At 62.2% G+C, this 24,800-nt stretch carries 31 protein-coding genes, 1 tRNA gene and 1 pseudogene; 6 read left to right on the top strand and 27 right to left on the bottom strand.

Annotated features, from left to right (window positions below):
- Window positions 1-69: 69 nt before the first annotated feature.
- Together QW863_RS20875 and QW863_RS20870 are read left to right on the top strand one after the other, a co-directional pair.
- Window positions 70-561, top strand: coding sequence for a CBS domain-containing protein (locus tag QW863_RS20875; protein WP_315717214.1), 492 nt, complete (start codon window positions 70-72; stop codon window positions 559-561).
- 215 nt (window positions 562-776) lie between these two features.
- Window positions 777-938, top strand: a pseudogene (locus QW863_RS20870) (transporter); the annotation flags it as partial.
- A 62-nt stretch (window positions 939-1,000) separates the two neighbouring features.
- Here QW863_RS20870 and QW863_RS20865 read toward each other — a convergent pair.
- On the bottom strand, window positions 1,001-1,378 hold the full coding sequence (locus tag QW863_RS20865; RefSeq protein ID WP_315717213.1) for an Ig-like domain-containing protein: 378 nt from the start codon (window positions 1,376-1,378) through the stop codon (window positions 1,001-1,003).
- 245 nt (window positions 1,379-1,623) lie between these two features.
- The gene (locus tag QW863_RS20860; protein ID WP_315717212.1) at window positions 1,624-2,883 is read right to left on the bottom strand and encodes an HlyD family secretion protein; all 1,260 of its coding nucleotides are present in this window, start codon (window positions 2,881-2,883) and stop codon (window positions 1,624-1,626) included.
- Between the two features lie 390 nt (window positions 2,884-3,273).
- Here QW863_RS20860 and QW863_RS20850 point away from each other — a divergent pair, with 390 nt between their 5' ends.
- Entirely contained in the window at window positions 3,274-4,770 is a 1,497-nt protein-coding gene (locus QW863_RS20850; protein WP_315717210.1) for a DUF1254 domain-containing protein, read from the top strand.
- A gap of 53 nt (window positions 4,771-4,823) precedes the next feature.
- Here QW863_RS20850 and QW863_RS20845 read toward each other — a convergent pair whose 3' ends face one another.
- The gene (locus QW863_RS20845; protein WP_315717209.1) at window positions 4,824-5,282 is read right to left on the bottom strand and encodes a DUF4279 domain-containing protein; all 459 of its coding nucleotides are present in this window, start codon (window positions 5,280-5,282) and stop codon (window positions 4,824-4,826) included.
- Window positions 5,283-5,535: 253 nt separating this feature from the next.
- Here QW863_RS20845 and QW863_RS20840 point away from each other — a divergent pair, with 253 nt between their 5' ends.
- Window positions 5,536-5,835, top strand: a complete 300-nt coding sequence (locus tag QW863_RS20840) for a hypothetical protein (RefSeq protein WP_315717208.1) — start codon at window positions 5,536-5,538, stop codon at window positions 5,833-5,835.
- An 851-nt stretch (window positions 5,836-6,686) separates the two neighbouring features.
- Here QW863_RS20840 and QW863_RS20835 read toward each other — a convergent pair.
- The 4 genes from QW863_RS20835 to QW863_RS20820 form a co-directional block, all read right to left on the bottom strand.
- Window positions 6,687-6,953: a hypothetical protein gene (locus tag QW863_RS20835; RefSeq protein ID WP_315717207.1), complete on the bottom strand. Its 267-nt coding sequence runs from the start codon at window positions 6,951-6,953 to the stop codon at window positions 6,687-6,689.
- Between the two features lie 168 nt (window positions 6,954-7,121).
- Window positions 7,122-7,520 (bottom strand): TIGR02301 family protein, encoded by a 399-nt coding sequence (locus tag QW863_RS20830; RefSeq protein WP_315717206.1) that lies wholly within the window; start codon window positions 7,518-7,520, stop codon window positions 7,122-7,124.
- Between the two features lie 31 nt (window positions 7,521-7,551).
- Window positions 7,552-7,971: an NUDIX hydrolase gene (locus tag QW863_RS20825; protein ID WP_315717205.1), complete on the bottom strand. Its 420-nt coding sequence runs from the start codon at window positions 7,969-7,971 to the stop codon at window positions 7,552-7,554.
- 65 nt (window positions 7,972-8,036) lie between these two features.
- Window positions 8,037-8,558, bottom strand: a complete 522-nt coding sequence (locus tag QW863_RS20820) for a hypothetical protein (RefSeq protein ID WP_315717204.1) — start codon at window positions 8,556-8,558, stop codon at window positions 8,037-8,039.
- 86 nt (window positions 8,559-8,644) lie between these two features.
- Here QW863_RS20820 and QW863_RS20815 point away from each other — a divergent pair, with 86 nt between their 5' ends.
- Window positions 8,645-9,415, top strand: a complete 771-nt coding sequence (locus QW863_RS20815; RefSeq protein ID WP_315717203.1) for an SOS response-associated peptidase — start codon at window positions 8,645-8,647, stop codon at window positions 9,413-9,415.
- A gap of 160 nt (window positions 9,416-9,575) precedes the next feature.
- Here QW863_RS20815 and QW863_RS20810 read toward each other — a convergent pair whose 3' ends face one another.
- Genes QW863_RS20810 through QW863_RS20795 form a run of 4 tightly spaced genes read right to left on the bottom strand, consistent with a single transcriptional unit; the run spans window position 9,576 to window position 13,082 of the window.
- Window positions 9,576-10,157, bottom strand: coding sequence for an NUDIX domain-containing protein (locus QW863_RS20810; protein WP_315717202.1), 582 nt, complete (start codon window positions 10,155-10,157; stop codon window positions 9,576-9,578).
- A gap of 9 nt (window positions 10,158-10,166) precedes the next feature.
- Window positions 10,167-10,622, bottom strand: coding sequence for a GNAT family acetyltransferase (locus QW863_RS20805; RefSeq protein ID WP_315717201.1), 456 nt, complete (start codon window positions 10,620-10,622; stop codon window positions 10,167-10,169).
- 15 nt (window positions 10,623-10,637) lie between these two features.
- Window positions 10,638-12,065, bottom strand: coding sequence for an FAD-binding oxidoreductase (locus tag QW863_RS20800; protein ID WP_315717200.1), 1,428 nt, complete (start codon window positions 12,063-12,065; stop codon window positions 10,638-10,640).
- A gap of 18 nt (window positions 12,066-12,083) precedes the next feature.
- Window positions 12,084-13,082: an L-threonylcarbamoyladenylate synthase gene (locus tag QW863_RS20795; RefSeq protein ID WP_315717199.1), complete on the bottom strand. Its 999-nt coding sequence runs from the start codon at window positions 13,080-13,082 to the stop codon at window positions 12,084-12,086.
- 229 nt (window positions 13,083-13,311) lie between these two features.
- Here QW863_RS20795 and QW863_RS20790 point away from each other — a divergent pair.
- Window positions 13,312-13,388, top strand: a tRNA-Pro gene (locus tag QW863_RS20790).
- Between the two features lie 30 nt (window positions 13,389-13,418).
- Here the strand turns inward: QW863_RS20790 and QW863_RS20785 are convergent.
- The 16 genes from QW863_RS20785 to QW863_RS20710 all read right to left on the bottom strand — a co-directional run bounded on the left by QW863_RS20785 (window position 13,419) and on the right by QW863_RS20710 (window position 24,710).
- A complete protein-coding gene (locus QW863_RS20785; RefSeq protein WP_315768599.1) occupies window positions 13,419-14,630 on the bottom strand; it encodes a tyrosine-type recombinase/integrase in 1,212 nt (403 codons plus the stop codon).
- Window positions 14,631-14,844: 214 nt separating this feature from the next.
- Entirely contained in the window at window positions 14,845-15,162 is a 318-nt protein-coding gene (locus QW863_RS20780; RefSeq protein WP_315768597.1) for a hypothetical protein, read from the bottom strand.
- Entirely contained in the window at window positions 15,159-16,001 is an 843-nt protein-coding gene (locus QW863_RS20775) for a thymidylate synthase (RefSeq protein WP_315768595.1), read from the bottom strand. Before QW863_RS20775 ends, QW863_RS20780 begins: the two co-directional genes overlap by 4 nt.
- Window positions 15,998-16,198, bottom strand: coding sequence for a hypothetical protein (locus QW863_RS20770; protein WP_315768593.1), 201 nt, complete (start codon window positions 16,196-16,198; stop codon window positions 15,998-16,000). The genes QW863_RS20775 and QW863_RS20770 overlap by 4 nt, the downstream gene beginning before the upstream one ends.
- Window positions 16,195-16,398: a hypothetical protein gene (locus QW863_RS20765; RefSeq protein WP_315768591.1), complete on the bottom strand. Its 204-nt coding sequence runs from the start codon at window positions 16,396-16,398 to the stop codon at window positions 16,195-16,197. Before QW863_RS20765 ends, QW863_RS20770 begins: the two co-directional genes overlap by 4 nt.
- Window positions 16,392-16,784 carry a hypothetical protein gene (locus QW863_RS20760; protein WP_315768589.1) on the bottom strand — a complete coding sequence of 131 codons (393 nt, stop codon included), beginning with the start codon at window positions 16,782-16,784 and terminating at the stop codon, window positions 16,392-16,394. The genes QW863_RS20765 and QW863_RS20760 overlap by 7 nt, the downstream gene beginning before the upstream one ends.
- Before the next feature lie 149 nt (window positions 16,785-16,933).
- Complete coding sequence (locus QW863_RS20755; RefSeq protein ID WP_315768587.1) at window positions 16,934-17,815, bottom strand: TAXI family TRAP transporter solute-binding subunit; 882 nt, start codon at window positions 17,813-17,815, stop codon at window positions 16,934-16,936.
- Between the two features lie 164 nt (window positions 17,816-17,979).
- The gene (locus QW863_RS20750) at window positions 17,980-18,345 is read right to left on the bottom strand and encodes a hypothetical protein (RefSeq protein WP_315768586.1); all 366 of its coding nucleotides are present in this window, start codon (window positions 18,343-18,345) and stop codon (window positions 17,980-17,982) included.
- 64 nt (window positions 18,346-18,409) lie between these two features.
- Window positions 18,410-18,916 carry a hypothetical protein gene (locus QW863_RS20745; RefSeq protein ID WP_315768584.1) on the bottom strand — a complete coding sequence of 169 codons (507 nt, stop codon included), beginning with the start codon at window positions 18,914-18,916 and terminating at the stop codon, window positions 18,410-18,412.
- Window positions 18,913-19,242: a hypothetical protein gene (locus QW863_RS20740; protein ID WP_315768582.1), complete on the bottom strand. Its 330-nt coding sequence runs from the start codon at window positions 19,240-19,242 to the stop codon at window positions 18,913-18,915. The genes QW863_RS20745 and QW863_RS20740 overlap by 4 nt, the downstream gene beginning before the upstream one ends.
- Window positions 19,242-19,898 (bottom strand): TerC family protein, encoded by a 657-nt coding sequence (locus QW863_RS20735; protein WP_315768580.1) that lies wholly within the window; start codon window positions 19,896-19,898, stop codon window positions 19,242-19,244. The genes QW863_RS20740 and QW863_RS20735 overlap by 1 nt, the downstream gene beginning before the upstream one ends.
- A 65-nt stretch (window positions 19,899-19,963) precedes the next feature.
- Window positions 19,964-20,401 carry a Tellurite resistance protein TerB gene (locus tag QW863_RS20730; protein WP_315768578.1) on the bottom strand — a complete coding sequence of 146 codons (438 nt, stop codon included), beginning with the start codon at window positions 20,399-20,401 and terminating at the stop codon, window positions 19,964-19,966.
- Between the two features lie 127 nt (window positions 20,402-20,528).
- Window positions 20,529-20,663, bottom strand: a complete 135-nt coding sequence (locus QW863_RS20725; RefSeq protein WP_315768576.1) for a hypothetical protein — start codon at window positions 20,661-20,663, stop codon at window positions 20,529-20,531.
- The gene (locus QW863_RS20720; protein ID WP_315768574.1) at window positions 20,660-24,097 is read right to left on the bottom strand and encodes an adenosylcobalamin-dependent ribonucleoside-diphosphate reductase; all 3,438 of its coding nucleotides are present in this window, start codon (window positions 24,095-24,097) and stop codon (window positions 20,660-20,662) included. The genes QW863_RS20725 and QW863_RS20720 overlap by 4 nt, the downstream gene beginning before the upstream one ends.
- Window positions 24,094-24,372, bottom strand: a complete 279-nt coding sequence (locus tag QW863_RS20715; protein ID WP_315768573.1) for a hypothetical protein — start codon at window positions 24,370-24,372, stop codon at window positions 24,094-24,096. The genes QW863_RS20720 and QW863_RS20715 overlap by 4 nt, the downstream gene beginning before the upstream one ends.
- Window positions 24,369-24,710 (bottom strand): hypothetical protein, encoded by a 342-nt coding sequence (locus QW863_RS20710; RefSeq protein WP_315768571.1) that lies wholly within the window; start codon window positions 24,708-24,710, stop codon window positions 24,369-24,371. The genes QW863_RS20715 and QW863_RS20710 overlap by 4 nt, the downstream gene beginning before the upstream one ends.
- Between the last annotated feature and the right edge of the window lie 90 nt (window positions 24,711-24,800).

Below are 24,800 nucleotides of genomic sequence, written 5' to 3'. Positions count from 1 at the left end.
TTCGGTTCACGGCCAGGCGCACGGCATCGGCGCGGCGCTGACGCAGCCGGATATTTCGACTATCCTGCCATGTGGACCATCAAGGCGGGGCAGGATGGGGTCCAGGAGGGGACATCGATGAGCACAGTAAGAAGCGCGCTGGCGCAGAAGAGTGGCGCCGTGATCCATGTTCGTTCCGACGACATGGTCGTCGAAGCCTTGCGCCAGATGCGCGACAACCGGGTCCGGTCGGTGCTCGTCATCGACGACGGCGCGCTGGTCGGCATCGTGACGCAGGGGGACTGCGCCATCAAAGTGCTGCTGCCCGGGCTCGACGCCAAGCAGACGCCGGTGGGCCAGGTGATGACGGGCAACCCGGTGACGGTCAAGCCGGACCACCGGCTGGACAGTTGCATGGCCATGATGTCTCAGCGTGGTTTTCGCCATCTGCCGGTGCTGGACGCGGGCAAGGTCGTGGGCGTGATCTCGATCGGAGACGTCGTCAAGAACATCATCCGGGATCTGGAGCACAACGTCGACGACCTGATGGGCTATATCATGAAGGACGGCCCCGGGGGCTGACGGACGAACGTGGTGCCGTCGCCCTCCGCCTATGTCTGCTTTTGTGAAGGGTTTCGGATGCCGGCCGCATGATTGATGGCGCGGCATATTCGGGCGGCCGGCGTCCGAAAGCCTCCAAGGGAGGAAACCGCGCTTGGTGGGCAGGACTGGTGCGGCAGGCTCTATGGGGATTTGATGGACGGCAGGTGTGGCAGCACGTCTGCGAGGCTACCGCTACGCAGTACCAGAGCGGCATCGACTTCCATTTCGACTGGGGCGTATCGCAATTCCTGTCGAAGCAGGTCTTTGTCGGCTTCGTCGGCTACGCCTACCAGCAGACTACCGATGATTTCAGTCAGCCCGCCGTGCTCGGCGGTTTCCGTTCGCGCGTGCTCGGCTAAACAAAAGCGGCCCACTCCGGTTGGAAGTGGGCCTTTGTCTATCGGCGAAAAAGGAAGTCCTATTGAACCGTCGCGTTCATGGTGATCACCGACGTTCCGGAGGCAGTCGGTCCCTTGCCAGTTGCCGTCACGGCGAAGCTGTCGGGGCCCTTGTAGCCTGCTTTCGCCGTGTACTGGAATGTCGAAATATTTAGCTTCTTCAGGGTGCCGTGAGCCGGCTTCTGTGAAATGCTCGAGCTTTTCATCACGCCCGCTATCCGAATTGGAAACAGGCAGCTTCCACCAGAAGCGACGTTGAAGTAGCCGGTCGAATTGATACCCCAGTCCGATAAGCTTCCGGAAGCTGGACACTCCGAAGCTGCGCGCGCTGGCGAGAGCGACGCCGAGATGGGCGCGGCGGCAACGAGGGCTAAAAGAACTGCTGTCGAACATCGCATGAAAGCCTCCCTTGTTTTTGAGTAACAATAGGATCGCGCTCCCAGCGTTTCCAATATTGACCAGGATCAACATACACCGCCCACTTGGCTGAAATGCGTGCCAAGGTGTGACCCTTGGCGAAAATTCGCAACTCCTGTGGCACCCAAGACTGCTCAGACAGCTAGATGTCTGCTCCAAAGCGGTCATTAGACCGGAGACTTGATTCCTCGCCGGAGCCGTCGGTGTATTTGAGCTACGCAGAGTCTCACAAGTATGCGAGGTACGAACTTATCCAGACGAGAATCGACGTGATCATTCCGATTGGGCCGGCGTTTGCGGCGATGGCCCATGCGCTGCCGGGCATCCCGAGGCGCAGCCGCGTCTTGTCAAAATTATCCGGCAACGAGATCGTCGCCGGGTAGCCCTGAGCGCCACCGATCGAACCGACGCGTGCTAATTGGCCGGAAACCGCGATCTGGCCCTGACCGATGCCGCGAGGGATTTCGAGTATTCGCGCCCCGAATATCTCGCCGGGATTATCGTCGAAGACCAGCTTTACGGTTGCTCCGGGCTTCACTGTTTGGAAGGCGTTCGGCTTGAACGTCGCGAGAATGGTGATGTCGTTGGTGAGGATGAATGACATCTCGGAACGCGTCTGCAATGCCCGAGCGCCAACCGCCAGTGCCAGGCTGCTGACGTAGCCGTCGCCCGTTGCCCGAATGGTGGTCTGATCCAGCTCCCACCGGGCGTTTTCGAGCTGAGCCTGGAGTTGTGCAACGTTGGTATTCTCGCCTCCGATCTCGGATTCCATTGCGAGCCGGGCGTTCTCTACTGCGGCTTCCGCTGCGAGCAATTGGTATTGCACGGTGTCGTACTGCACCTGCGTGTCCTGCAGACGAAACTCAGCCTGAGAGCCGGTTGCGACGAGCTTCCGAATGTCGGCCAACCTTTGGGTCTGGTAGACGAGCTGTTGCTTCAAGGCATCGGCGTTCGCCTTGGCTTGATCATAGCTGGCCTTGAGTTGTTTGACTTGCTGCTGCGCCTGAGCGAGCGAGGCCTCCAATTGGTTGACCTTGTATTTGTAAGGTGCCGGATCGATCTGGAACAAGATGGCGCCGGCCTTCACCGGGGCGTTGACTTGGACGGGGATGCTTACGACCTGGCCCGAGACGTTGGGTGTGACCTCGACCACCCTAGAGATCACGACAAAGCGGCCGGCGGGCGTGAGCGAGTTGAACAGGCCAAGGAAGACCATCAAGATGAAAGCGCCGATGACAACGGTGATGGTGCCGGCCCCCCATCCCCATTTCACAAGCTTCAGCTTCGAGAACAGGAGCCAGACCATGACGATGTAGAGTACCATCACGAGGACCATGGCGCTTCGCTCCTTCGTATGCCGCGAGACAGCCGAAAATTGAGCCGGCCGCATTACGGCGGTTTGCCAAGGACGATTCGGCTTCTCGCAAACGGCATCTGCAACATTCTCATCCAAATTATTCTGAGTTGGCCTGTTGATCTGGATCAACGCGAAGATCGATTCTAATGAAACTATTCGTCTTTGGCGGAGGAGGCGAAAATGAAGCTCTCAATCGCAATAGCGACTACGCTGCTGATAACCGGGTTCGTAGCCGCGAGCACTGAGAAAGCCAGCGCTGTGGTGTACTGCACATACGTTGGCTATCCAGCCAATTGCGTCGTACGGCCGGGCGTAGTTCTGAGGCCGCGACCCGTTGCACGACAGGCGGTGGTGGGTGCTGGGACGGTAAATCGCGGTGGCCCGGTCAATCGCGCTGGCAGACGTTGATTGGTCATTCTGCGAGCTGCGAGATTTGTAGCCCTGCACGAAGTCCCGATAATCATGGGACTTACGAAGAGATGCTTTATGAATTCAACATCTGACAGGAAGGGCCGTATCATGAAACTAGCGGCATCAGTAGTTTCTGCGTTGTCTCTTGTGGCGCTCTCGGCAATTCCGCTCAACGCTCAGCAATACAAGATGCAAACGCCGATACCGCCGGGCGTTGCAATCCCGGACAAGGTGGAGACCCGCCTTGGGACGCTGAACTTCTTCGACGGCTTTCCCGACGATGCGACCGTTGAAAGGCTCTACGACAATCTGGACTTTCAACACGCCGTCCAAGCTTACCTGTTGGCCTTAGCTCCAGTGAACCAATTGGCAAATCGAAAGGGAATGGCGGAGCTGGGTCCATTCAATCTGACGGTGCCGATCTTCGAGGATAGGATGGACTCGAAGTCGCTTTTTCTCACGCCGAACAACAACACGCCGTACACTTGGTTTTGGCTCGACCTGCGTGACGGGCCTCTGGTGCTCGAAGTGCCACCCAATGTGCTCGGCCTCATCAACGACATGTGGTATAATTTTGTCACTGATGTTGGACTCGTCGGTCCGGACAAGGGTCAGGGCGGCAAGTACCTGATCTTGCCGCCCGGCTACAACGGCGAGGTGCCGACCGGCTACTTTGTCGTGAAGCCGGCGACGTTCAGCGTCTGGGTTCCGTGGCGCTCGTTCTTGGTCAACGGCGATCCGAAGCCCGGCGTCGACGCGGTCGAAGAGCACACGAAAATCTATCACCTGAAAGATGCTGCGAATCCGCCGAAACTCAATTTCGTGCATGTTTCCGGCAAAGCATTTAGCACGCTGGCTCCGGGAGATTATCCCTTCTGGGAGTATCTGAATCAGGTTGTGCAGGAGGAGCCGACCGATACAGTCGACCCGGTCACACTCGGCCTCTACGCATCGGTCGGCATCCGCAAGGGTAAGCCCTTCGCGCCCGATACACGGATGAAAAAAATTCTGACCGAAGCCGCCTTGGTAGGTGACGCCACCGCGCGTGCAATCAATGGCCGGTTGCGGATCAAGGAGAGCTACTATTATCCCAACAGCGCATGGCGCACGGGTTTCTTCGGCGGCTACAAGTTCGAGGAAAACGGCGCGCGTATTCTCGATGCCTACTCGGCATTCTTCTTCTACGCGACCGGCGTGACACCGGCGATGGATTCCAAGTCGGTTGGCGAGGGATCGCAATATATGGCCGCGTTCGTCGATAGCCAAAACAAGCCGCTCGATGGCGGAAAGAACTACAAGCTGCACCTGCCACCAAATATCCCGGTCAAGCAATTTTGGTCGGTCATCCTCTACGACAATCAGACCCGCTCCATGCTGCAGACCGACCAGCGCTGGCCAGCCGCAACCAGCCAGAACCCGAAACTCTTGCCGAACGCGGACGGGTCAGTGGACATCTATTTCGGGCCCAAGGCGCCGGCTGGGAAGGAGAACAACTGGGTGCAGACCATCCCCGGCAAAGGATGGAACACGCTCCTGCGCCTCTACGGCCCGCTTCAGCCGTGGTTCGACAAAACTTGGCGTCCCGGCGAGATTGAGCCGATATAGCAAGAAGGAGGTCCGAGCTCGCCTCTTCATTTCCGCTTATGGCCCCGAAGCGGTCATTGCGGATGCCCCGGTAGCTCCTGCCGAATACCTGCGAAACATTCCAGCCCCAGGGACAAGTCGAGGTCCACAAGCCGCGCGAGGGTCCCGGTAGGTAATTCATCCGCGAGAAAACCATCCATGAATTGGATGACGATACTTGCCTTTCCGCCGGCTGATTTGACGTCACCAAAGAAGGTTTTGTGAGCCTGCAGCTTATCGATCAGCCTCGATACTTCAGACGCAAACCATTGATCTTCAATGACATGTTCCGTGCTATGTCGCCATCGCGTGTCAGCATAAGTCCCGGAAAGAGGCGTGCCCTTTGGTGTTCTTCGAAGAGCACCGACGCAGTGAGCGACGTCAGCCTCCATTCCAAGGGCTTTACTGATTTCTTCCGGAGTCAAAGTTGGATGCACAATGAATAGTCCCAGAAAGAATCGGTAGTTTGGGAGGTTGGATGATTGGTCGGCCACGGCAAGCTCCACGGGCAGTGCGGCCTGCATAGTCGTATGTAGCTGGAAGTGTCAATTTCCGCTTCGGCCCATAACGGATCTGGTCGCCGGCTCGCGTGAGGGTCTGCTTCTGATGCTCAACCGGAAGCAGGGGCCCGGGAACAGCGCTCCGACTCGGCTGTATTTTGCTGTCTTCTTAGGGTTGAGGAAACCGGTTCGCGCTATTCGCCTGTGACCTTCAAGACGGTAAGGTTGGCCCCAAGGATAATGTCCGGTGTACTTCATCGCGTTTATGATCGTGGTCGTCTTGACTGCCGTGGTGTCGCTTCGCCGATCCATGACTCTATCACGGAACGCTCGGGGGGCTGGCCCGGCCCAGCGGCTGGCAGCGCGGCGGCGGGCGCTTTGGCCTGTATTCTGCGCGGCAATTTTTGAGCTTGGGCTGATTGGACTTAGTCATGTTCAAGACAACCAGGAACTTGGTCCCTCCGCGACGATCCATCTCATGGCGCTTACGGCCGCTTTTATCGGCGGCTGGTTTCTTGGCGTCATTGGCGGAATGGATTGGGACTGAAGCGCCGCAAGAAATGCAAAGCAAAAAGCCCGTCGGGCGAATCAGTCGCGCGATCTTGTCTGCAACGCCGTCGTTCTGGCTCGCCGCAACTACACGAAACGCCTGTGCCGAAACGGCAATTTTGCGTATTGTCTCAACGTGATCGCGCCCGCAGCCTCTTCCGGGCGAAAGATTTCACTTTCGTTTTTCCAGAATACGTGTCTATCCTCCACCCATCCCGCCTCAACGAGAGGGGCGTACGCGCGGTCGTCACGAGACGCGAGGCGGGCAGGCGGTGGACGCGTCGGGTTGCAGCGTGGCTTTGGCTGCGCGGACGAACAATCCCGATGCGGACGTGAAGTCGCGTGGTCCTGGCCTCCCGATGCCGAGGTCAAGCCTGAGCGTGATGCGAGAGCATCGGCGCAGGCGATGGGGGCAATCAAGCCGGTCCCCAGGGAGAGCGCGAAAGAAGCGTTAAAACCATCGCGCAGGGAAGGCTGGGCTCATCCGGCTGCACCTGTGGTTCCTGCCCCGTGCACTTTTGTTCGCACGGGGGCCATGGGCGTCAGCCGACGCCCAGCCTTCCCTGCGCCCTCGATTGAATGAGGGCCGAACGTTGGTCATCGCTCGGACGCATCGCGCCGCGAGGACGATGAGGCGTGTCTCGATGCTGTTTGAGATGTGGAGACGGATCTCGGCCCGATGGGCGCTCTCCGTTTTGGCTCCGTCATTGCGCTCGCAATGACGCGGAGTTTGTCGACGTAGTTGTCGTAGCCTGGACGAGCGCAGCGATATCCGGGTTCAACGAGGCTGCGGATGAGACCCCGGATGTCGCTGCGCGCATCCGGGCTACGCGCGAGGAGCGGGAGACCCTACTGCGTCGCGCGCGACAGCGAGAACTCGCCGTTGCGGACGCGCTCCGGCAGGCCTTCGACGAAGGTCGCCACCGCGTCCTCGCCATAGGTGGTGACGAGTTCGGCCAGCGCCGCGAACAGGCTGGCCTGCGCCAGGCAGTCGCCGTCGACGCCGTCATGGCGCGCTTCCGCCCAGGCTTCGTTGAGGTAGCTGAGCGCGGCCTGCTTCTGCTCGTGGTCGGGCAGGACGGCGGGGAGGGCGCTGAAAGTGACGGGAAAGCTCATTGAATTCAGTCTGGCGAGGCCGCGAGGCGCGTTGAATTCCGAACGCGGACGCGCCGGACCAGTGAGGTTTACCACGCAGGCGGCAGACGCCTAGGCCAGTTCTTTAGGAAAGGTTAACAAGGTTAACGCAAACGTGGATAACGCCCGCGCGCCGTCAACCATGGGCCATCAGTTGGCGTAGCGCGCCGTGAGGTCGCGCGAGATCTTCGAGCCCTCGTCGATGTAGCGGCGGATCGCCACCATCGCCGCCGGCGTGCAGGTCCGATAGGTCTGCTGAAAGCCGTTATAGCCGCGGTTGAAGCCGGCGATCATCCGGGCGCGGCGTTCGCCCGACGGCGTCTCGGCATCGATCAGAGCCTGCATCTGGTTGCGCCATTTGGCGCCTTCATTGCTGCCGCAGATGCCGCGGAGGTAATGCAGGGTTCCGAGGATCTCGGCCAGCCGCTGCAGATCGCCATCGAACGGCGCGGCCGCATCCTGCGCGCGCGCGGGCACAATGGCGCAGGCGGCAACGAGCATGAGGACGGCCAGGAGGCGCTTGGGGATCATGGGGAACACCGACGTCATATGCCTTTGCCGGACGGCGGACGCAAGGCGCCTACACCAGGGTCCGTGCGGCGGCGATGATCTCCGGCAGTCCGTCAGTCAGCGTGAGGCTCTCGAGCGCATCGGGGAGGCGCCACTGAAAGTCGTCCAGTTCCGGGTTGAGCCGGGGCTCTCCGGCCTGCCAGCGGGCCGCAAAGGGAAGGATCACATAGTGGCCGCCGCCGCCCTGGGCCGGCAGGACCTCGCGCCAGCCGGCCAGCCCGACAATTGCGATCGAGAGTGCGGTTTCCTCCATGACCTCGCGCGCGACGGCCTCGTGCAGGGTCTCGCCGAGCTCCACCCGGCCGCCGGGCAGCGTGTAGACGCCTTTGGCGGGGGAACGCGCCCGGCGTACCAGCAGGAGCTTGCCGTCGCGGAAGATGGCGGCGCTGACGGCGAGCTGGGGGTGGCGGGGCGGCGTCGGGGCGGTCATGCCAATGGCTCCAGGCGTGGTCTGCACCGTAGCGTGAAGACGACCGGGCCGGCAGCCCGTGCCGCTCAGAAGCTTGCCATGATGGCATCGACGGCGTCGACCTCGTCGACCGGGTCAGGGTCGACCTCGATGTCGCCATTGATGATGCCGCCGGCCTGCGTCACCAGCGGCTTGACCCACGCCGCGGCCTGCTCGGCGAGCTTGGCCTTGGTGGCGTCCTGCTTGGCTGCGCGCATCGCGCTGCCGACCGCGAGCAGGATGTCGGTCATGGTCTTCGTGAGATGATCGAACTTGTCGCGAATCGCGGGGTCGGCCTGCTCATAGGCCTCGATGACGAGATCGCGGGCCTTGAAATTGGTGTGCGTGAAATGTTCTGGATAGGTCAGCGGCGACCACGCCAGAAAATCCTCGGCGCATTCCGGAATATCGGGAATCATTTCGAGCAGCATCACGGCTTCGTTGAAATGATTCAGATAGTCGGTGGCGAGCCCGGTGCGCGGATTGATGTTGGCGGCGCGCAGCATCGCGGCCCGCGCCGGGTCAATGGCGCTGCCCGCCGGTCGTTGGGTCGTGCGATCGGTAGGCACGGAATGGGTCGCCGCTGCGGTCATCCGCTGCAGTGTTGGCAACCCAAGTTAAAAGGTGCTGAACACACGACGATTTGAGTGAGATTATGTGTGGACGCTTCGTGATCACTTCACCACCCGCGGCTCTCAGGCAGATTTTCGGCTACGAGGAACAGCCGAACTTTCCGCCGCGGCACAATATTGCTCCGACGCAGCCGATTCCCGTAGTTCTTCTGGATCAGGACATCAGGCATTTTCGGCTCATGCGCTGGGGATTCATTCCGGCCTGGGTCAAGGATCCCCGTAATTTCACGCTGCTGATCAATGCGCGTTCGGAGTCCGTACACGAGAAGCCGGCGTTCAAGAATGCGATCCGGCGGCGCCGCGTGCTGGTGCCCGCTGATGGATATTACGAGTGGCAGGTGATCGATGGTCGCAAGCGGCCGTTCTTCATCCACCGCAGTGACGGCGCGCCGCTCGGCTTCGCGGCCCTCGCCGAGACCTGGTGCGGGCCGAACGGCGAGGAGGTCGATACGGTGGCGATCGTCACCGCGGCTGCGAGCCCCGATCTCGCCACGCTGCATCATCGTGTTCCCGTGACGATCAGGCCGGATGATTTCGCGCTGTGGCTCGACTGCCGTTCCGATGATCCTGAGGAGGCCATGAGGCTGCTGGTCGCGCCTCGCGAGGGCGAATTCGCGTGGTACGAGGTGTCCACGCGCGTCAACGCGGTGGCCAACGACGACGAGCAGCTGCTGCTGCCGATGACCGCGGAGCTGCGCGCCGCCGAGGACGCGCAGCGCAAGCCGGCGAAGAAGGTTGCATCCCGCAAAGTTTCGCCTGCGCCTGCGGATGACGGGCAGGGGAGTTTGTTCTGAGGCGGGATATCTCGACAGAGAAGATCGTCATCCCCCGCGAAAGCGGGATCCAGTGCGCCGGGGCCTCTCGTGCCGAAACGGCTGCCGGTGGAATACTGGGTCCCCCGCCTTCGCGGAGGACGACAAAGGAGCAAGACCCGCGACCGAGCGTTGGCCGCGCTCAGCCAAAGATCCTCAGCGCGGCGTGCTGCAGCAGCATGATGGTCTTGGCGTCCTGGATGCGGCCGTCGGCGATCATCGCCAGCGCGTCGTCGATCGAGACTTCCAGCACCTCGATCTCCTCGCCCTCATGCGCGAGCCCGCCGCCGGCGCCGACGCGCATGTGAGGCTCGTACTCGGCGACGAAGAAGTGGATCTTCTCGGTGACGATGCCCGGGCTCATGAACGCCTCGAACACGAACTTGACGTCGTGCAGCCGGAACCCGGTCTCCTCCTCGGCTTCGAGCCGGATGCGCTCCTCCGGCGAGGCGTCGTCGAGCAGGCCGGCCGCCGCCTCGATCAGCAGATCGTCATGGCCGTTGACGAACGCGGGATAGCGGAACTGCTTGACCAGGATGACGCTGCGCTGGGCGAGGTTGTAGGGCAGGATCGCCGCCGCGTTGCCGCGGTCGAACACGTCGCGGCTCTGCATCTGCCACGTGCCGTCGTCGCGCCGCCACTCGAACTTCGTCGAGGTCAGCGTGCCGTAATGGTCGGAGAGCACGCGCGTCTCGTGGACGCGGATGCGGTCGGAGATGCTCATCGCTCGCCTCTATTTCATTCCGGGCGTCGGCGGGCGGCCGTCGAGCCATTTCGAGAACACGACGCTGTCCTGCACGGCATAGTCGAGCGCCTGGTAGAATTCCTGCACCTTGGTGTTGTCGCCGCGCACCATCAGCATCAGCTTGGCGATGCCGCGCGCCCGCAGCCAGTCCTCGGCGGCGGCCATGATGCCGCGGCCATGGTCGCGGCCGCGATGCTCGGGATCGACGCTGACATAGTAGACCCAGCCGCGATGGCCGTCATGGCCCACCATGACGGAGGCTGCGATGGCGCCGCCGCTGCGGCCGACCAGCACGGTGGAGCTGTCGCCGCGGCGCGCGAGCGCGATGTCGGCGGCCGGATCGTTCCAGGGCCGCGTCAGGCCGCAGCGCTGCCACAGCGAAATGATCGCGGGCACGTCGGCATCGGTGATGTCGGAAATGGCGAGAGCGGGAGCAGAATCCATGGGAGCGTCGACAGCCTAGAGCACCTTGCCGGGATTCATGATCCCGAGCGGATCGAATTGTGCCTTGATCGCGCGCATCAGCGCGATGGCGGTCGGATCCTTGACGTCAGGCAGCTCGTCGCGCTTGAGCACGCCGATGCCGTGCTCGGCCGAGATCGAGCCGCCCATGCGCAGCACGATCTCGAACACGACCGCGTTGACCTCGTGCCAGCGCGCGAGATAGTCGGCGGTGTTGGCGCCGATCGGCTGGCTGACGTTGTAGTGGATGTTGCCGTCGCCGAGATGGCCGAACGGCACCGGACGCGCGCCGGGCATCAGCTTCACCACGGCGGCATTGGCCTCGGCAATGAAGGCGGGCACCGCGGCGACCGGCACCGAGATGTCGTGCTTGATCGAGCCACCCTCCGGCTTCTGCGCCGCAGAGATGTCCTCGCGCAGCTTCCAGAACGCCATGCGCTGGGCGAGGCTGTCGGCGATCGCGGCGTCGTCGACGATGCCGTCTTCGAGGCCTTGCTCCAGAATGGTCTCGAGCGTGGCGCGGGCATCCTCGCGCGACGACGACAGTTCCATCAGCACGAACCAGGGATGGACGCCCGACAGCGGCGCGCGGTTGCCAGCGGCGTGGCGGATCGAGAAGTCGAGCGCGATCGCGGCGATCAGCTCGAAGCTCGTGAGGCTGCCGGCGGCCTCGCGTTGCGCGATCGCCAGCAGCTTGAGCGCGTCCTCCGGCGACTTGAGGCCGACGAAGGCGGTCTCGATCGCGCGTGGCTTCGGGAACAGCTTCAGGCTCGCCGCGGTGATGATGCCGAGCGTGCCCTCGGCGCCGATGAACAGATTGCGCAGATCGTAACCGGTGTTGTCCTTCTTCAGTTTCGACAGCGCATTGAGCACCCGCCCGTCGGCCAGCACCACCTCGACCCCCAACGCCATCTCACGCGCCACGCCATAGGCGAGCGCGGCGGTGCCGCCGGCGTTGGTCGAGAGATTGCCGCCGATGGTGCAACTGCCCTCGGCGCCGAGCGACAGCGGAAACAGGCGGTCGACCTCGGCAGCCTTCTGCTGCGCCACCTGCAGCACGACGCCGGCCTCGGCGATCATCGTGTTGGAGGCGGTGTCGACGTCGCGGATCTTGTCCATGCGCCTCAGCGACACCACCACCTCGCCATTGTGCGGCGTCTGGCCGCCGACGAGGCCGGTGTTGCCGCCTTGCGGCACCAGCGCGATGCGATGCTGGCTGGCAAGCTTGCAGATTGCGGCGACCTCGGCCGTCGAGCCTGGGCGCAGCACCAGCGGCGAGCGGCCGTGGAACAGGTTGCGCTCCTCGGTGACGTAAGGCGCGACGTCGGTCTCCGCGGTCAGCGCCTGGCGCTCGCCGACGATGGCAGCGAATTGCGCGATCAAATCGGGCGGCAGCGGCGGCAGGGCAGGCTGGCTGATGTTCATGCTTAGTCGCTTCCAGTGTTATCTCGGCGCGGCGGCGCGGCGCAGCCGGTCGTTGATGGCCTCGCCCAGTCCGTCGTTCGGGATCGGCATCACCGCGATGCTGCGCGCTCCCTTGGCATCGAGGCTGCGAAGATAGCCGAAAAGATGCGTCGCCGCCTCTGCCGGATCGCCAGAGGGCGACAGGTTCAGGATCGCGGCGGCCTCGTGGGCTCCGGGCAGGGTGGTGGGTCCGAAGGCGAGCAACGCCTCGCCGGGCGCGACCTCGCTGGCATCGAGGCGCACGCGGGCGCGCGGGGCATAGTGGGAGGCCAGCATGCCCGGTGCCAGAGGCTGCTCGGACGTCTCGGTCTCTGCGGCGGGCCGCGCCAGCACACGGCCGAGCACGGCCTCGATCGCCTCGCTCGGAACTCCGCCCGGGCGCAGCAGCGTCGGCGCATCGAAGCAGCCGACGATGGTCGATTCGACGCCGACCTCGACCGGCCCGCCGTCCAGGATGAGGTCGATTCGCCCGGTGAGATCGGCCGCGACATGCGCCGCCGTGGTCGGCGACACGTGGCCGGAGATGTTGGCGGAGGGCGCCACGACGGCGCCGCCGAACGCCATGAGCAGAGCTTGTGCGGTCGGATGCGCCGGCACGCGGATCGCCACCGTATCGAGGCCGGCGGTGGCGAGGTCGGCGACGGGACAGCCGTCGCTCTGCGGCACCACGAGGGTCAGCGGTCCCGGCCAGAACGCAGCGGCCAGACGCTCGGCGGTGGCATTGAAGCGGCCGATACGCTGCGCCGCTGCGATATCGGCGACATGGGCGATCAACGGATTGAAGGCGGGCCGGCCCTTGGCCTGATAGAGGCGTGCGATGGCCGCGGCATTGGCCGCATCGGCGCCGAGGCCGTAGACGGTCTCGGTCGGGAACGCGACCAGTCCGCCGCGCGCGAACGTCGCCGCGGCTTGCGCGATTCCAGCCGCGTCGGCGGGCAGGATCCTGGTCTCGATCGCTTGCATGTCTGGGGCGGGCATCGATGGTACGGGACGGCGGTGGCTTCCGCGCTCGGCTATAGCGGGCGCGGACGTCCGAATGAAGCGCGCAAATCGCCTGTCGCCTTGCGCTCGCGCCATGGCCGCCGGACAAAGCCCCACGGCCTCAAGCAGTTAACCCCTCCGCCGACGATCGACGATTTCGATGCGATTTCCTGCCTTGTGTCCTTGCGAAGACGGAAACCCGACGCTATAAGCCGGCTTCCCAAGTCGGAGCGTGGCTCAGCCCGGTAGAGCACTGCGTTCGGGACGCAGGGGTCGCAGGTTCGAATCCTGCCGCTCCGACCATTTTCCCCCTGCAAATACAGTATCTTCTGATCATCCCGTCTTCCTCGATTTCTTCTGGGGTACAGATTGGGGTACAGATTGAGCCTGTTTCGGCGCCTTCACCTTCTTCGCCGTGATGCCTTCGACCGCGCCCTTCATGTGGTCCGGATGATGATGTCCGTAGACCTCGCGCAGCACTTCAACTGACATCCCGAGATAGCCGGCAGCCTCCCACTCATCGACTCCCGCCTGCATCAGCCAGGTCGCGGCCGTGTGCCGAAGGGTGTGCGGCGTGACCTTGATGTCGACCTTGGCGAGCCGCACCGCAGATGCGAACCCCTTCTTCACCCGCTTGACCGGCAAGCCTCGGTACTCGACGAAGTTCTCGGACACGATGCCTTTGGCCACCCAGCGCCTCATGTGAGCGAGCAGGCGCGGAGGCAGTGGCACGGTCGGCTGCTGCTTCTTGGTCTTGCGTTTGCCGACCGCAAGCCGGTGAAACAGGCCGGCCTCCAGGTCGACATAAGACTTGCCGGCTTCCTTCTTGATCGAGGCAGAGGCAATGGCGCCCGCTCGGGTTCCAGTGTAGCAGCCGATCAGCAGGAAGCGTGCGACGTGCCGCAGCGGTCGTTTGTCGGTGACCACCACCTCTCCCTTCCGTTCGCCGCGGTGGATCGTCTGCAGCTCGCGGTAGCGCCAGGCGGCCCAGATAATGGCGGCGGCCTGGTCGCGTGTAATCCACTCCTGGCGTGCCTCGCCCTTCGGTGGCAGCGTGACGTTGACCGTGCCAAAATGCAGGTTCTGGGCTGAGTGGTTGTTGATCGCCGCCCGCAGGACTTCGAGATCGCGCCTCGCGCCGCCCTGGCCAGGACGACTGGCGACGTAATCACGGCAGGTCTTGGGATTGATCTGGATCAGCGTCTTCTCGCCCCAAAATTCGTTGAGGCGATTAACGTGGCCGATGAGATTGGGGTCTTCGCATTTGAGCCCGCCCTTGTCGTGGTAGTAGATGCCAAGGACGTCGCTGATCGTGATGACCGCAATGTCCTTGGCTCGCCGGGTCGGGTCAAACTTCTCGGCAAGGTACGTCCTCAGGAATTGTTCCGCTTCAATTGGCGGTGTCGTTTCAGCTGCTCGCGCAGCAATTCCTGTGGAGACAACTTTTTGCTTGTCTCGGACGACCCACATTGCCGGTTTGAGTTTGCCTCCCTCACGTCGGGCAGGTCGCTTGTAGAGACGGGGGCCTTTGCTGTTACGCGACATAACTCTCTCATAGCCTCAATGGCGGCGAGCGTGGTGTAGTGCTTGCCTGCAATCACTTCGTAGGTAAGTCGGCCGCGAGAGATCTCTCGACGGAGTCCGGCCAGCTTCATTGACCCGTCCGGAAAGGCGAGTCTGGCTGCCACCTCTAATCTCAGCGGCGTGTTGGGTCCGATGAGGTCGATATTACCGACCCCATCGATTTTTGGTAGAGCGCTCATTTCTTGCTCCCGAACACCTGCTCGATGGTCGGCTCCCGGGTATCGACCGGTGCCGTCCAGCTCCTGGTCTTTGGTGAAGCATAGCTCCTCACCTGGAAGTTCTGCTCCTGGCGCGCTCGGTTGAGCTTCGCCACCATGATCTTGAAGCCAGCCAGGACAGCTGCATCGTGGCTGCGGAAGACTTCACGCTTGCCGTCCTGACCATTGACCCACTGCGGCGGGTCGCCAGGTATCCCGAAGGTTCCGAAATAGAGATCATCCATTTCGAGGTGAGGGACCGCCGCAGAGTAGAATGAGTTGGCCACCTTCGTCATACGGCCACGTCCGCCTTGATTGGCGGGTACGGGTTATAGCCGGCCAATGACATGGAATTGTACGTGAAGTCGAAGATGTCCGTGACGTGCGGACTGAGTAGCAGCGTCGGCAGCCTCCCCGGCTCTCGTGTCAGCTGCTCACGCGCCTGATCCAGATGGTTCAGATAAAGGTGCGTATCACCGAACGAGTGGACGAAATCACCTGGCTGTAGCCCCGTGACTTGAGCGAGCATCGTTGTCAGCAGCGCATAGGATGCGATGTTGAACGGGACGCCTAGGAAGACGTCGGCCGATCGCTGGTAGAGCTGGCAGGACAGCTTGCCGTTCGCCACGTAGAACTGAAATAGGCAGTGACACGGCGGCAGCGCCATCTCGTCCACCTCTGTTGGATTCCATGCAGAGACGATCAGTCGGCGGGAGTTGGGGGTGGTCTTGATCTGCTGGACGACGTTTGCGATCTGGTCGATCGACTCGTAGTGAACCGCGGAAGGCATGCCGGTCTGGCGATCGATGTCGGCGTGCAGAAGCTTCCCGGGCCAGCTGCGCCACTGCTTGCCATAGACCGGGCCGAGATCTCCGTTCTCGTCCGCCCACTCGTCCCAGATGGTGACGCCGTGGTCGTGCAGGAACTTGATGTTGGTATCGCCGCGCAGAAACCACAGCAGCTCGACAGCGATGGCCTTGAACGGCAGCCGCTTTGTGGTCAGTAGCGGGAAGCCTTGGCTCAGATCGAAGCGCATCTGATGTCCGAAGATCGACAGCGTGCCGGTGCCGGTACGGTCTCCCTTCTGGACGCCCTCTGTGAGGATCTTTTGGAGCAGGTCGTGATACTGCTTCATGCTGCGTGCGCCTCCTGATCTGTGGTCCACGGCAGAGCCAGCTGGTCCGCCTCAGCCTTGCTGTCGTAGGGGCCGGCAGCGTCGTAGCAGCCTGCCTCGGTGCCATCCTCGTTCATGTCCAGGTGGAGGATCCACCACCCGGCCTGGTCCTCGCCGACCTCTTCTGCCGGCAGATGTTTGACGATCGTCTTGCTCATGGCTGGACTCCGGGGATCTGGTTCAGCAGCCACAAAATCTGAGCCTTCTGCTGAGCGATGATGGCCCGTTGCGCCCGGTTCTCCATCAGCTGCTTCGTGTTGTGCTCGATCAGCTCGGAAACTCTGGCTGAATGCTCTCGCTTCAGCTGAGCCAACTCGTCTTCCTTGTTCAAATCACCCTCCATGATGAAAATCAGCACCAGACCACGTCGAACAGTGGGTCCGTGATTTGCGATCGCACCCACTTGCGCATGCGGATGAAGCGCTCCTCCGGGCTCTCGGGGCGCCAGCGCTTCTCGTTCTCGATCCACTCGCCGGTCATGCCGCTTTCGTCGTTCATCCAAACGATCTCGCGGGCGAGGCAGTCGGCGATGTCGAACTTTCCGGCCACGGTCTCAGCGTCCTCTGGATCAAGGCTGGACATGTCGACGCCGCGGACCTTTCCGGCTGCTCCGATCGCGCACACAGCGCCTTCAGTCTCCAGATCGTCGGCGATCAGGCGCTTGCAGATCATCCCATTCATGCCGATCAGGATGTCTCGGAAGAGGGACTGTCCGCGCTTTCCGCGTATGGCACTGGCCACCATGCCGCGATACCTGATGAAGCCCCATTGGTCTTCGCAGTCGTAGTCCTCGGTGTATCCAGACCGGCTCATGCCTCGCTCCACGTTCTGAAAATGGACAAAATGAAAAGGAGGACGGCCGCCCGTAGGCGACCGTCGATTGCAATGCGCAGTTACTTCGGCTGAACGAGCTTCTCGATGTCGGGCTTGGCGTTGGCGAAGCCATCGACGATCTTCTCGAAGTCGCCCTGGTGGGCAGCGATCCAGTCGCGGTTCGCGACGAACACGGCATCGACCTGGATGGTGTCGACGGACTTGGAGCCGCCGAGCAGGCCGGTGGGCTGGATGCCCTTGTAGGTGCCGGACGGGATCTCGCCGTAGGTGTAGACCGGGTTGCCGCGGTTATCCTTGGCGTTCTTGGTCATGTCCCGGTCGTCGGTCGCAACCAGCGTCACGCTGCTCGCATACTTCGGCGCCTCGTTCTTGAGGAATGGAGCGTTGAGCGCGGTGATGATCAGCGCGCACTGCACTTCCGAGCCATCGGCGACGGCGCTGAGAGCCAGCGTGCTGGTGAGATCGGACGTTCGCACCTTGCCGTAGCGGGCCCTGTCAGCCGCCACGAACGCCGCCCAGGTGGTGTTGGCACCGGAGCCCTCGGGACCGATTGCGACGGTGAAGTTGGAGTTCAGATCGACCATGCGGGGCGAGGTGTAGGCCTTGCGGTTGCAGATCAGGTTGGCCTGCTCCTGGTAGAGCACGCCGGAGCGCTGCAGAGCCGAGATCGCCTTGGCGTTGCGCTGCGAATAGACGAGCAGAGCGTCGGACTGCACGAACGCACCGTCGCACTCGCCGGCCGTGACCTTGTCGAGGTTGTCGAGCGAGCCCTTGGATTCGATGACGTCGACCGAGGGAACGTGGCGCTTCAGGTACTGACCTGCGGCGTAGTAGTTCAGCTTGGCGTTTCCGGTGCAGAGCCGGAACTTCTCGGTCGCCTGGGCAGAGCTGGCAGCCATGACGCCCATCACGACAGCGGCGAGCAGATAGATCTTCTTCATACTTCCTCCGTTTGCGGATTGCATTCAAGCAAATGCTTGAACGTTAGAAAAACCAGCGGCTGATCGGATAGCCGCGGGAGATCTTGACGGCTGCGGTCACGACCAAATAGAGGCCGCAGGCATCGAGAACGTGGTTGGCGAGAAAGACACCGAATACCGGCATGTTAGGCCTCGATCAGTTGGTGGGGTTGCCAAGCGAGGCGTGTGGGGTCCTCGCCGTTCATCAGCAGGCGCTTGATCTCTTGGATCATGAACGTCACGCCGACGACCATGTTGGGGATGTCGCCGCCATAGCTGCGAAACCAGCGCTTGCCCCAATTCTCCGGGTAGATCATCGGGGGCTCGTCGAACGCCGTCTCATCGCCATTGCGTCGGTCGAACACGGCGTCCAGCTGACCCATGCCGGCCTCGAACAGCTCGCCGTTCTGGTCGTCAGGGCGGGTGCCTACCTCGCCGTGCATCTCGTTTTGCAAGCTGATCTCGCCGAAGATCAGCTCGAAGGCCTTCCTTTCAGCCTGTTGCGCGTCCAAGTCTCATCTCCTCGTTTGCATGGCGATTGTTTGCATTCAAGCAAACGAATCGTCAAGCGAAAAGTCAGTATTTCTTGCCGCCCTTTTGGGTCCGGTTCTCGAACTTGTGGTCTGGGCGAACCAGGTTGAATGAACTCTTCTCCGCTACAGCTCCAGCGAGGTCGAGGCCCAGTGCACCGCTGAGATCTGCCGTCGATCGCAGCGCGAGTGCGAGGGCGATCTCCTTCCGGTCGAAGCCGGCGATGGCAACGATGGCTTCGGCGAGGCGATACTTCATGCCGCCTGACAGATCTCCCTCGCGGATCACGACGTCGGCCAGCTCGGTTTCGATCGCGCTTCGGTGGGGCAGCTTGTCGTCCATCAGGTCCTTGCGGTCACCTTCCATAGCTTCGGACAGCTCGCTGTGGATCAGCGCGATCTTGGTGGGGACGATCAGAGGGTTGTCGCGCAGATCGGCGCCGGTCTTGGGGTCGATCCACCAATGGGCATTCATCTTGTGGCAGATATCGACGACGAACTGGACTGATCTCTTCAGCTCGTCCAGGTCGGCCTGGGTAAAATTGTCGTTCATGATGTCTCCTTGAATCTAAGTTCGTCCGCCAGGTCTTCGAACATCCGGACCACTTCCATCTGGAGACGGCCTCGCTGGTCGTTCCAGTCGAATGGTTGCTTGCCAACCTGGCTCTTGATGAGGGGAACGAAGCGCGCGTACGCGCCTCGGTCTTCGATGCCAGCTGCTCTTCTGATGCAGCCCTCGATGTCAAAGGACCGCGCCATCTCGCTGAATACGGGGACAGGTTTGCCTTGCCGGTCCCTCGCGAGCGTCTTCTGTGTCCAGCGCCCAGGCTTGGAGAACATCAGCAGACAGCGCTCGATGATCTCCAGCTCGGTGAGCATCAGGCGACTGCTTCGGCTTCCTCTCGTCCGCTGTAGAACCAGCCCACAGCGAGCACGATCAGCAGGCCCACGGCCGAAGCCGCATAGTGGTTCAGGTAGGGGCTTGCGAGAGGATCAGCGGCGATGATGCCGCCGGCAACCCAGCCGAGCAGCGCGGCGCCCGCCCAGGTCAGGATCGGGAAGCGACCGATGACCATCGAGATGATGGCGCTGCCGGCGATCACGAGCGGGATCGAGAGCAGAACACCGAGTGCCATCAGGAACATGTTGCCGTGTGACAGAGCGGCGATCGCCATGACGTTGTCGAGGCTCATGCTGGCGTCGGCCAGGGCGATGGTGATGATCGCAGCCTTCAGCGTCGATGCTGCGTCCGGCGCCCCGGCTTCGTCACCGCCGATCAGCAGGTCAGCCGCCACCTTGAGGAGATAGGCGCCGCCGATGAGGCTGAGGGCAGGGATGTTCAGCAGGAGGCCTGCGAAGAACGACATGCCGACACGGAGTCCGATTGCCGCAGCGGTGCCACCGATGATACCCCACTTCTGCTGGCTGGGTGGCAGTTGCCGGCTGACGAGGGCGATGACGACCGCGTTGTCGCCGGAGAGCAAGAGGTCGATCCACACGATGCCGAGCAGCGCGACCCAGAACAGGTGGTCCATGAAAATCTCCAGTTCAAGAAAAAGGGCGGCCCCGAAGGACCGCCCCGTTAAGATGAAGCGCCGGATCAGGCAGCGAGCAGCTTGTTGTCGTCGACGTTGAGCGCCTTGCCGATATCGGCGAGCACGACGCGCTCCTGGTCACCGATGCCGTCCTGGTCTGCCACGTCGGCAGCGATCAGGAACACGTCCTGGCGAGCAGAGATGTCGCGGGTCATCAGTGCCTCGATGGCGCGCTTGTTCTCCATGCGGCCGGCGCGGCTCTTGGCGCGGGCGAGAGCGGCGTTGAGAGCCTCCTCGATCTGCGAGGCGGAGTAGGAAGCCGACACGATCGGGTTCGCCAGCATGCCGGAGATCGCAGCATTGATCTCGGCGTCATCGATCGAGCCATCCGCCGCGGTGACGTTGGCAGCCGCTGCAGCGACGCCGGCCAGGAAAGCCTTGTCGCCCGTGTAGCTGTTGATCGCCTTGTCGGCCTGCTTCAGGAGATTGGAGAGGAAGCCCATGTTTCAGTCCTTTGGTTCGGTTGCAGGCTGCCCGCCTGCGTGGGTTTGCATTACTGCAAGATTTGCATTCAAGCAAGCAAAAAAGCGAACGGACCCGTAGATCCGTTCCGTTCTTGTCGCCTACGGCTCACATGTCGTGAATGCCGAAGCCAGTCTCCCCGCAGCGCGGGCACTTCCAGCCGTAGCTTCCGTAAGCCCCTTCGTCGTCAGCTTCCCGCCTGTGATCGATGAACAGGCAGAGCAGTCGCTTCAGCCAGGTCATGAACACCCCGTGGTCTCGCCGCACGTGTCACATTTGAGACAGGTGCCGTTGCGGACCATGGTGACGTTCCCGCACGATCCGCAGGTGTCTCCGGTGTATCCGCTCAGTTTGGCGACGGAGCGCTTATCCAGCGCCTTGTCGATGGCCTTCGACGTAGCTTCGATCACCTTCTTGACGTCAGCACCGGCAGCGACGTTGACGACGACAGCAGGCGCCCCATTCACCCCATCACCAATCGCGGTGTGGCCGCTCTCTTCCGGGGTGACGTGCGCCAGGTCATCACGATCGAGGTAGTTGATCGCGATGTCCCGGAACACGAAGTCGATGATCGAGGTCGCGTTCTTGATGCGACCATGCTCCTGAACGAACCCGGAGGGCTCGAACCGGAAGAACGTGAACGCATCGACGAACTCCTCCAGCGGCACGCCGTACTGCAAGCCGAGGCTCACAGCGATGGCGAAGGCATTCATCACCGACCGGAAGGCAGCGCCTTCCTTGTGCATGTCGATGAAGATCTCGCCCAATCGCCCGTCCGGGTATTCGCCGGTCCGGAGATAGAGCTTGTGCCCGCCGACGATCGAGCGCTGGGTGTAGCCGGCCCGCTTGTGCGGCAGCTTCTCCCGCTTCCGGACGATCTTCTCGATCACCTGGATGACCGTCTTCGGAGCCTCATCCTCGATCGCCTCGTCCTCGACCAGGGCCGAAGACAACGGCTGGGACAGCTTCGAGCCATCGCGATAGATAGCGTTGGCCTTTAGACCCAGCTTCCACGACAGCATGTAGGCCGCCTTCACGTCCGCGATCGTCGCCGTCGCAGGCATGTTGATGGTCTTGCTGATAGCGCCAGAGATGAACGGCTGCACTGCCGCCATCATTCGGATGTGGCCTTCAGTGGAGATCGACCGCGTTCCCAGCTTGCCGCATGGGGTGGCACAGTCGAAGATCGCGTAGTGCTCCTCCTTCAAGTGTGGGGCACCTTCCAGAGTCATGGTTCCGCAGACCTTCTGGTTGATCTCCTCCATCACCCCTGGCAGCTTGGGATCCAGAGATGCCCAGTCAGCCAGAAAGCGAACGTCGAAGGTCGACTTGACCTGCTCAGGAGTGACCTTGATCCCCTGGTCATCGAGCAGTCCCTGGAGGTAGGTTGGCAGGATGCCAGTGCCCGTAGCATAGGTCACCATCTCGTCGATCTGCTTCGCCGTGTAGCCGAGCTGCTGCAACGCCGGCTTCACGGCCTGGTTGATGATCTTGAAGTAGCCGCCGCCGGCCAGCTTCTTGAACTTCACCAGAGCGAAGTCGGGCTCAACGCCCGTGGTGTCGCAGTCCATCACCAAGCCGATCGTGCCCGTAGGCGCGATGACCGTGGTCTGGGCGTTGCGGAAGCCGTAAGCCTCGCCCAACTCGACTGCCTCAGCCCAGATGGCAGAAGCCCGCGCCGGCAGATCGGTTTGGGGACAGTTGTCCCAATCCAGCGGCACCGGCTTGATCGTCAGTCCCTCGAACTCCGCATCGCCATTCTCCGCCGCCGCATAGTGGTTGCGGATCACGCGCAGCATGGAATGCCGGTTCTCCTCGAACTTGACGAACGGACCCCGTTCCCGCGCCATCTCGGCGGAGGTCAGGTAGGCAGTCCCTGTCATGATCGCGGCGACAGCTCCAGCCAAAGCCCGAGCCTCGTCGGAGTCGTAGGGGAGGCCCATGGTCATCAGCATGCCGCCGATGTTGGCGTAGCCGAGGCCCGTGGTGCGGTATTCGTATGAGAGCTTGGCAATCTCCTTTGACGGAAACTGCGCCATGTAGATCGAGATCTCGAGTACGATCTGAATCAGACGGCAGGCGTGGATGAAGCTCTCCGTCTCGAACACGATCGGACCATCACCATGGCTCGCCGTGAACTTGAGCAGGTTCGCCGACGCCAGGTTGCAGGCGGTGTCGTCGAGGAACATGTACTCCGAGCAAGGGTTCGACGCCCGGATGTCGCCGCCGGCCGGGCACGTATGCCACTCGTTCATCGTGGTGTTGAAGTGCAGGCCAGGATCGGCCGACTCCCACGCCGCGCGAGCGATGGTGTCCCATAGATACGTGGCATCGACCGTCTTCACCGTTTTGCCGGTGGTGCGAGCGATCAGATTCCATTTCGTGTCCTGCTCGACCGCCTTCAGGAAGTCGTTGGTCACCGACACCGTGTTGTTGGCATTCTGGCCAGACACGGTCTCGTAGGCCTTCGACTGCCAGTCAACGTCGAACTCCTCGGCGTAAAAGTTCTCACCCTGCTCTGCGAGCTGGATCACCCGGTTGATGTAGGTGTCCGGGATGAAGGCTCGCTTGGCGGCGAGGATGGCCTCCTTCATAGACGGGGTATCGCGGCTCTCGCCGTCGCCCCACGCTTCCCAGACGGCCTGCAACAGCTTCTTGGCAGCCTTCGAGCCGGCCACCAGCGCCGCAACCTTCTGCTCCTCCTCGACCTTCCAGGTGACGAACTCCTCGATGTCCGGATGGTCCACATCGACGACGACCATCTTGGCCGCGCGGCGCGTGGTGCCGCCCGACTTGATGGCGCCGGCAGCGCGGTCGCCGATCTTGAGGAACGACATCATTCCCGATGATTTTCCGCCGCCGGACAGCCTCTCGTTCTTGCCGCGGAGGCTTGAGAAGTTGGTTCCCGTGCCGGAGCCATATTTGAACAGGCGCGCCTCGCGCACCCACAGGTCCATGATGCCGCGGTCCTGGATCAGGTTGTCCAAGATGCCCTGGATGAAGCAGGCATGCGGCTGCGGACGCTCGTAGGCCGAGCGCGAAGGGACAACCGCCAGCGAGTCCGGATAGCGGTCATCATTCTGATGCGCCGTATAAATCGCCTCATCGACATAGAAGTGGCCCTGTGCCGGACCGTCGATGCCGTATGCCCAGTGCAGACCCGTGTTGAACCACTGCGGACTGTTCGGCGCGAACATCTGGGTGGCCAGCATGAAGCGCAGCTCGTCGAAGAACGCGCGGGCGTTCTCCTCGGCGGAGTCATCGAGATCCTTGCGGCTGATGAACATGCTCATGGTGCCGGGCGAGAAGTAGCCGCCCTTCCAGCCCCAATAGGTCCAGCAGCCGGCGAGGCGGTCGAACACCTGCTTGGCAGAGGTCTCGGAACCGTGCTTTTGCTCAAACTCGCTCACGGTCTTGTCGGCGATGGACCGCTGCAGCCATGCCGGCACACCGTCCTCGGAGACCTTGGTCAGCCTGTAGGCCACGCCGGCCTTGCGGAAGTACTTCTGCGCCAGGACGTCAACGGCGACCTGCGACCAGGCGGCCGGGACCTCGATGCCCTCCATCTGGAAGACGACGGAGCCGTCCGGATTCTTGATCTCGCTGACGCCTTTGCGCCACTCGATCAGGCTGTACGGATCGACTCCGGCAGTCGTGTATCGTCGTTCAATTCTCATTCGGCACTCGCGCAGTACGGCCAATCGGCCGGGAGGGGGTCATACTCGTTGGTGGGTTTGGACGGTGCCGACCAGGTTTCGACCTGGTAGACGTTGCCCGTTGCAGTCCGGAAGACGTTCGGCTCGATTTCCGCCACCACCTTCGCGGTGTAGAAAAACCAGCCATCGCGATAGCGGTTCTTGGTGTCGCCGTAGATCACGCCACGCAGGTTGAAGCCGCCTGCCTCGATCGCGACGCGCTGCGCCTTCCGGATGCTTGCTGTGATCGCGGTCATCCGCCGCGCTTCGTCGACCGGTAGGGATAGGTCTTCGAATAGTCGATCCGCATCTCGCGCTTGACCGGGAAGAAGGCGACCGGCAGCTTCGACAGCTGCTGCATGATCTCCTTGATCTGATCCTGCTGCGTCTTCGGATCGAGAGGAACGAGCTGCTGGACCAGTTCCGTGATGTGGCTGCGCTCGAACTTGGTCAGGCACCGCGTCGCGCGGGTCGTGTTGCCAGCCGCGGCATATTGAAACTTCGGCTTGACCTTGCGTCTATCCTGCTGCGTGGTGATGAAGTGCAGCGCCTTCATCAGCCCCATCGATGTGTCTTCGACTCGTAGAGCGTCCATGTCGTCCTCTCTTTGGTGAACCTAAATTGTCTGGAGCCGCCGGATCTGGCGTCTGATCTGCTGCCGAACGAAATTGTTGGCGTATGGCGT

Source organism: Bradyrhizobium sp. SZCCHNR1017 (assembly GCF_032381375.1).
Lineage (GTDB): Bacteria > Pseudomonadota > Alphaproteobacteria > Rhizobiales > Xanthobacteraceae > Bradyrhizobium.
This window is presented reverse-complemented; position numbering and strand designations above follow the sequence as displayed.

Bases quoted from the DNA above. Each gene is read 5' to 3' on its own strand.
- QW863_RS20875 (WP_315717214.1), top strand. From the start codon at position 70: ATGTGGACCATCAAGGCGGGGCAGGATGGGGTCCAGGAGGGGACATCG.
- QW863_RS20865 (WP_315717213.1), bottom strand. From the start codon at position 1,378: ATGCGATGTTCGACAGCAGTTCTTTTAGCCCTCGTTGCCGCCGCGCCC.
- QW863_RS20850 (WP_315717210.1), top strand. From the start codon at position 3,274: ATGAAACTAGCGGCATCAGTAGTTTCTGCGTTGTCTCTTGTGGCGCTC.
- QW863_RS20835 (WP_315717207.1), bottom strand. From the start codon at position 6,953: ATGAGCTTTCCCGTCACTTTCAGCGCCCTCCCCGCCGTCCTGCCCGAC.
- QW863_RS20830 (WP_315717206.1), bottom strand. From the start codon at position 7,520: ATGACGTCGGTGTTCCCCATGATCCCCAAGCGCCTCCTGGCCGTCCTC.
- QW863_RS20825 (WP_315717205.1), bottom strand. From the start codon at position 7,971: ATGACCGCCCCGACGCCGCCCCGCCACCCCCAGCTCGCCGTCAGCGCC.
- QW863_RS20815 (WP_315717203.1), top strand. From the start codon at position 8,645: ATGTGTGGACGCTTCGTGATCACTTCACCACCCGCGGCTCTCAGGCAG.
- QW863_RS20810 (WP_315717202.1), bottom strand. From the start codon at position 10,157: ATGAGCATCTCCGACCGCATCCGCGTCCACGAGACGCGCGTGCTCTCC.
- QW863_RS20805 (WP_315717201.1), bottom strand. From the start codon at position 10,622: ATGGATTCTGCTCCCGCTCTCGCCATTTCCGACATCACCGATGCCGAC.
- QW863_RS20800 (WP_315717200.1), bottom strand. From the start codon at position 12,065: ATGAACATCAGCCAGCCTGCCCTGCCGCCGCTGCCGCCCGATTTGATC.
- QW863_RS20795 (WP_315717199.1), bottom strand. From the start codon at position 13,082: ATGCCCGCCCCAGACATGCAAGCGATCGAGACCAGGATCCTGCCCGCC.
- QW863_RS20785 (WP_315768599.1), bottom strand. From the start codon at position 14,630: ATGTCGCGTAACAGCAAAGGCCCCCGTCTCTACAAGCGACCTGCCCGA.
- QW863_RS20780 (WP_315768597.1), bottom strand. From the start codon at position 15,162: ATGACGAAGGTGGCCAACTCATTCTACTCTGCGGCGGTCCCTCACCTC.
- QW863_RS20775 (WP_315768595.1), bottom strand. From the start codon at position 16,001: ATGAAGCAGTATCACGACCTGCTCCAAAAGATCCTCACAGAGGGCGTC.
- QW863_RS20770 (WP_315768593.1), bottom strand. From the start codon at position 16,198: ATGAGCAAGACGATCGTCAAACATCTGCCGGCAGAAGAGGTCGGCGAG.
- QW863_RS20760 (WP_315768589.1), bottom strand. From the start codon at position 16,784: ATGGTGGCCAGTGCCATACGCGGAAAGCGCGGACAGTCCCTCTTCCGA.
- QW863_RS20755 (WP_315768587.1), bottom strand. From the start codon at position 17,815: ATGAAGAAGATCTATCTGCTCGCCGCTGTCGTGATGGGCGTCATGGCT.
- QW863_RS20745 (WP_315768584.1), bottom strand. From the start codon at position 18,916: ATGAACGACAATTTTACCCAGGCCGACCTGGACGAGCTGAAGAGATCA.
- QW863_RS20740 (WP_315768582.1), bottom strand. From the start codon at position 19,242: ATGCTCACCGAGCTGGAGATCATCGAGCGCTGTCTGCTGATGTTCTCC.
- QW863_RS20735 (WP_315768580.1), bottom strand. From the start codon at position 19,898: ATGGACCACCTGTTCTGGGTCGCGCTGCTCGGCATCGTGTGGATCGAC.
- QW863_RS20730 (WP_315768578.1), bottom strand. From the start codon at position 20,401: ATGGGCTTCCTCTCCAATCTCCTGAAGCAGGCCGACAAGGCGATCAAC.
- QW863_RS20725 (WP_315768576.1), bottom strand. From the start codon at position 20,663: ATGACCTGGCTGAAGCGACTGCTCTGCCTGTTCATCGATCACAGGCGG.
- QW863_RS20720 (WP_315768574.1), bottom strand. From the start codon at position 24,097: ATGAGAATTGAACGACGATACACGACTGCCGGAGTCGATCCGTACAGC.
- QW863_RS20715 (WP_315768573.1), bottom strand. From the start codon at position 24,372: ATGACCGCGATCACAGCAAGCATCCGGAAGGCGCAGCGCGTCGCGATC.
- QW863_RS20710 (WP_315768571.1), bottom strand. From the start codon at position 24,710: ATGGACGCTCTACGAGTCGAAGACACATCGATGGGGCTGATGAAGGCG.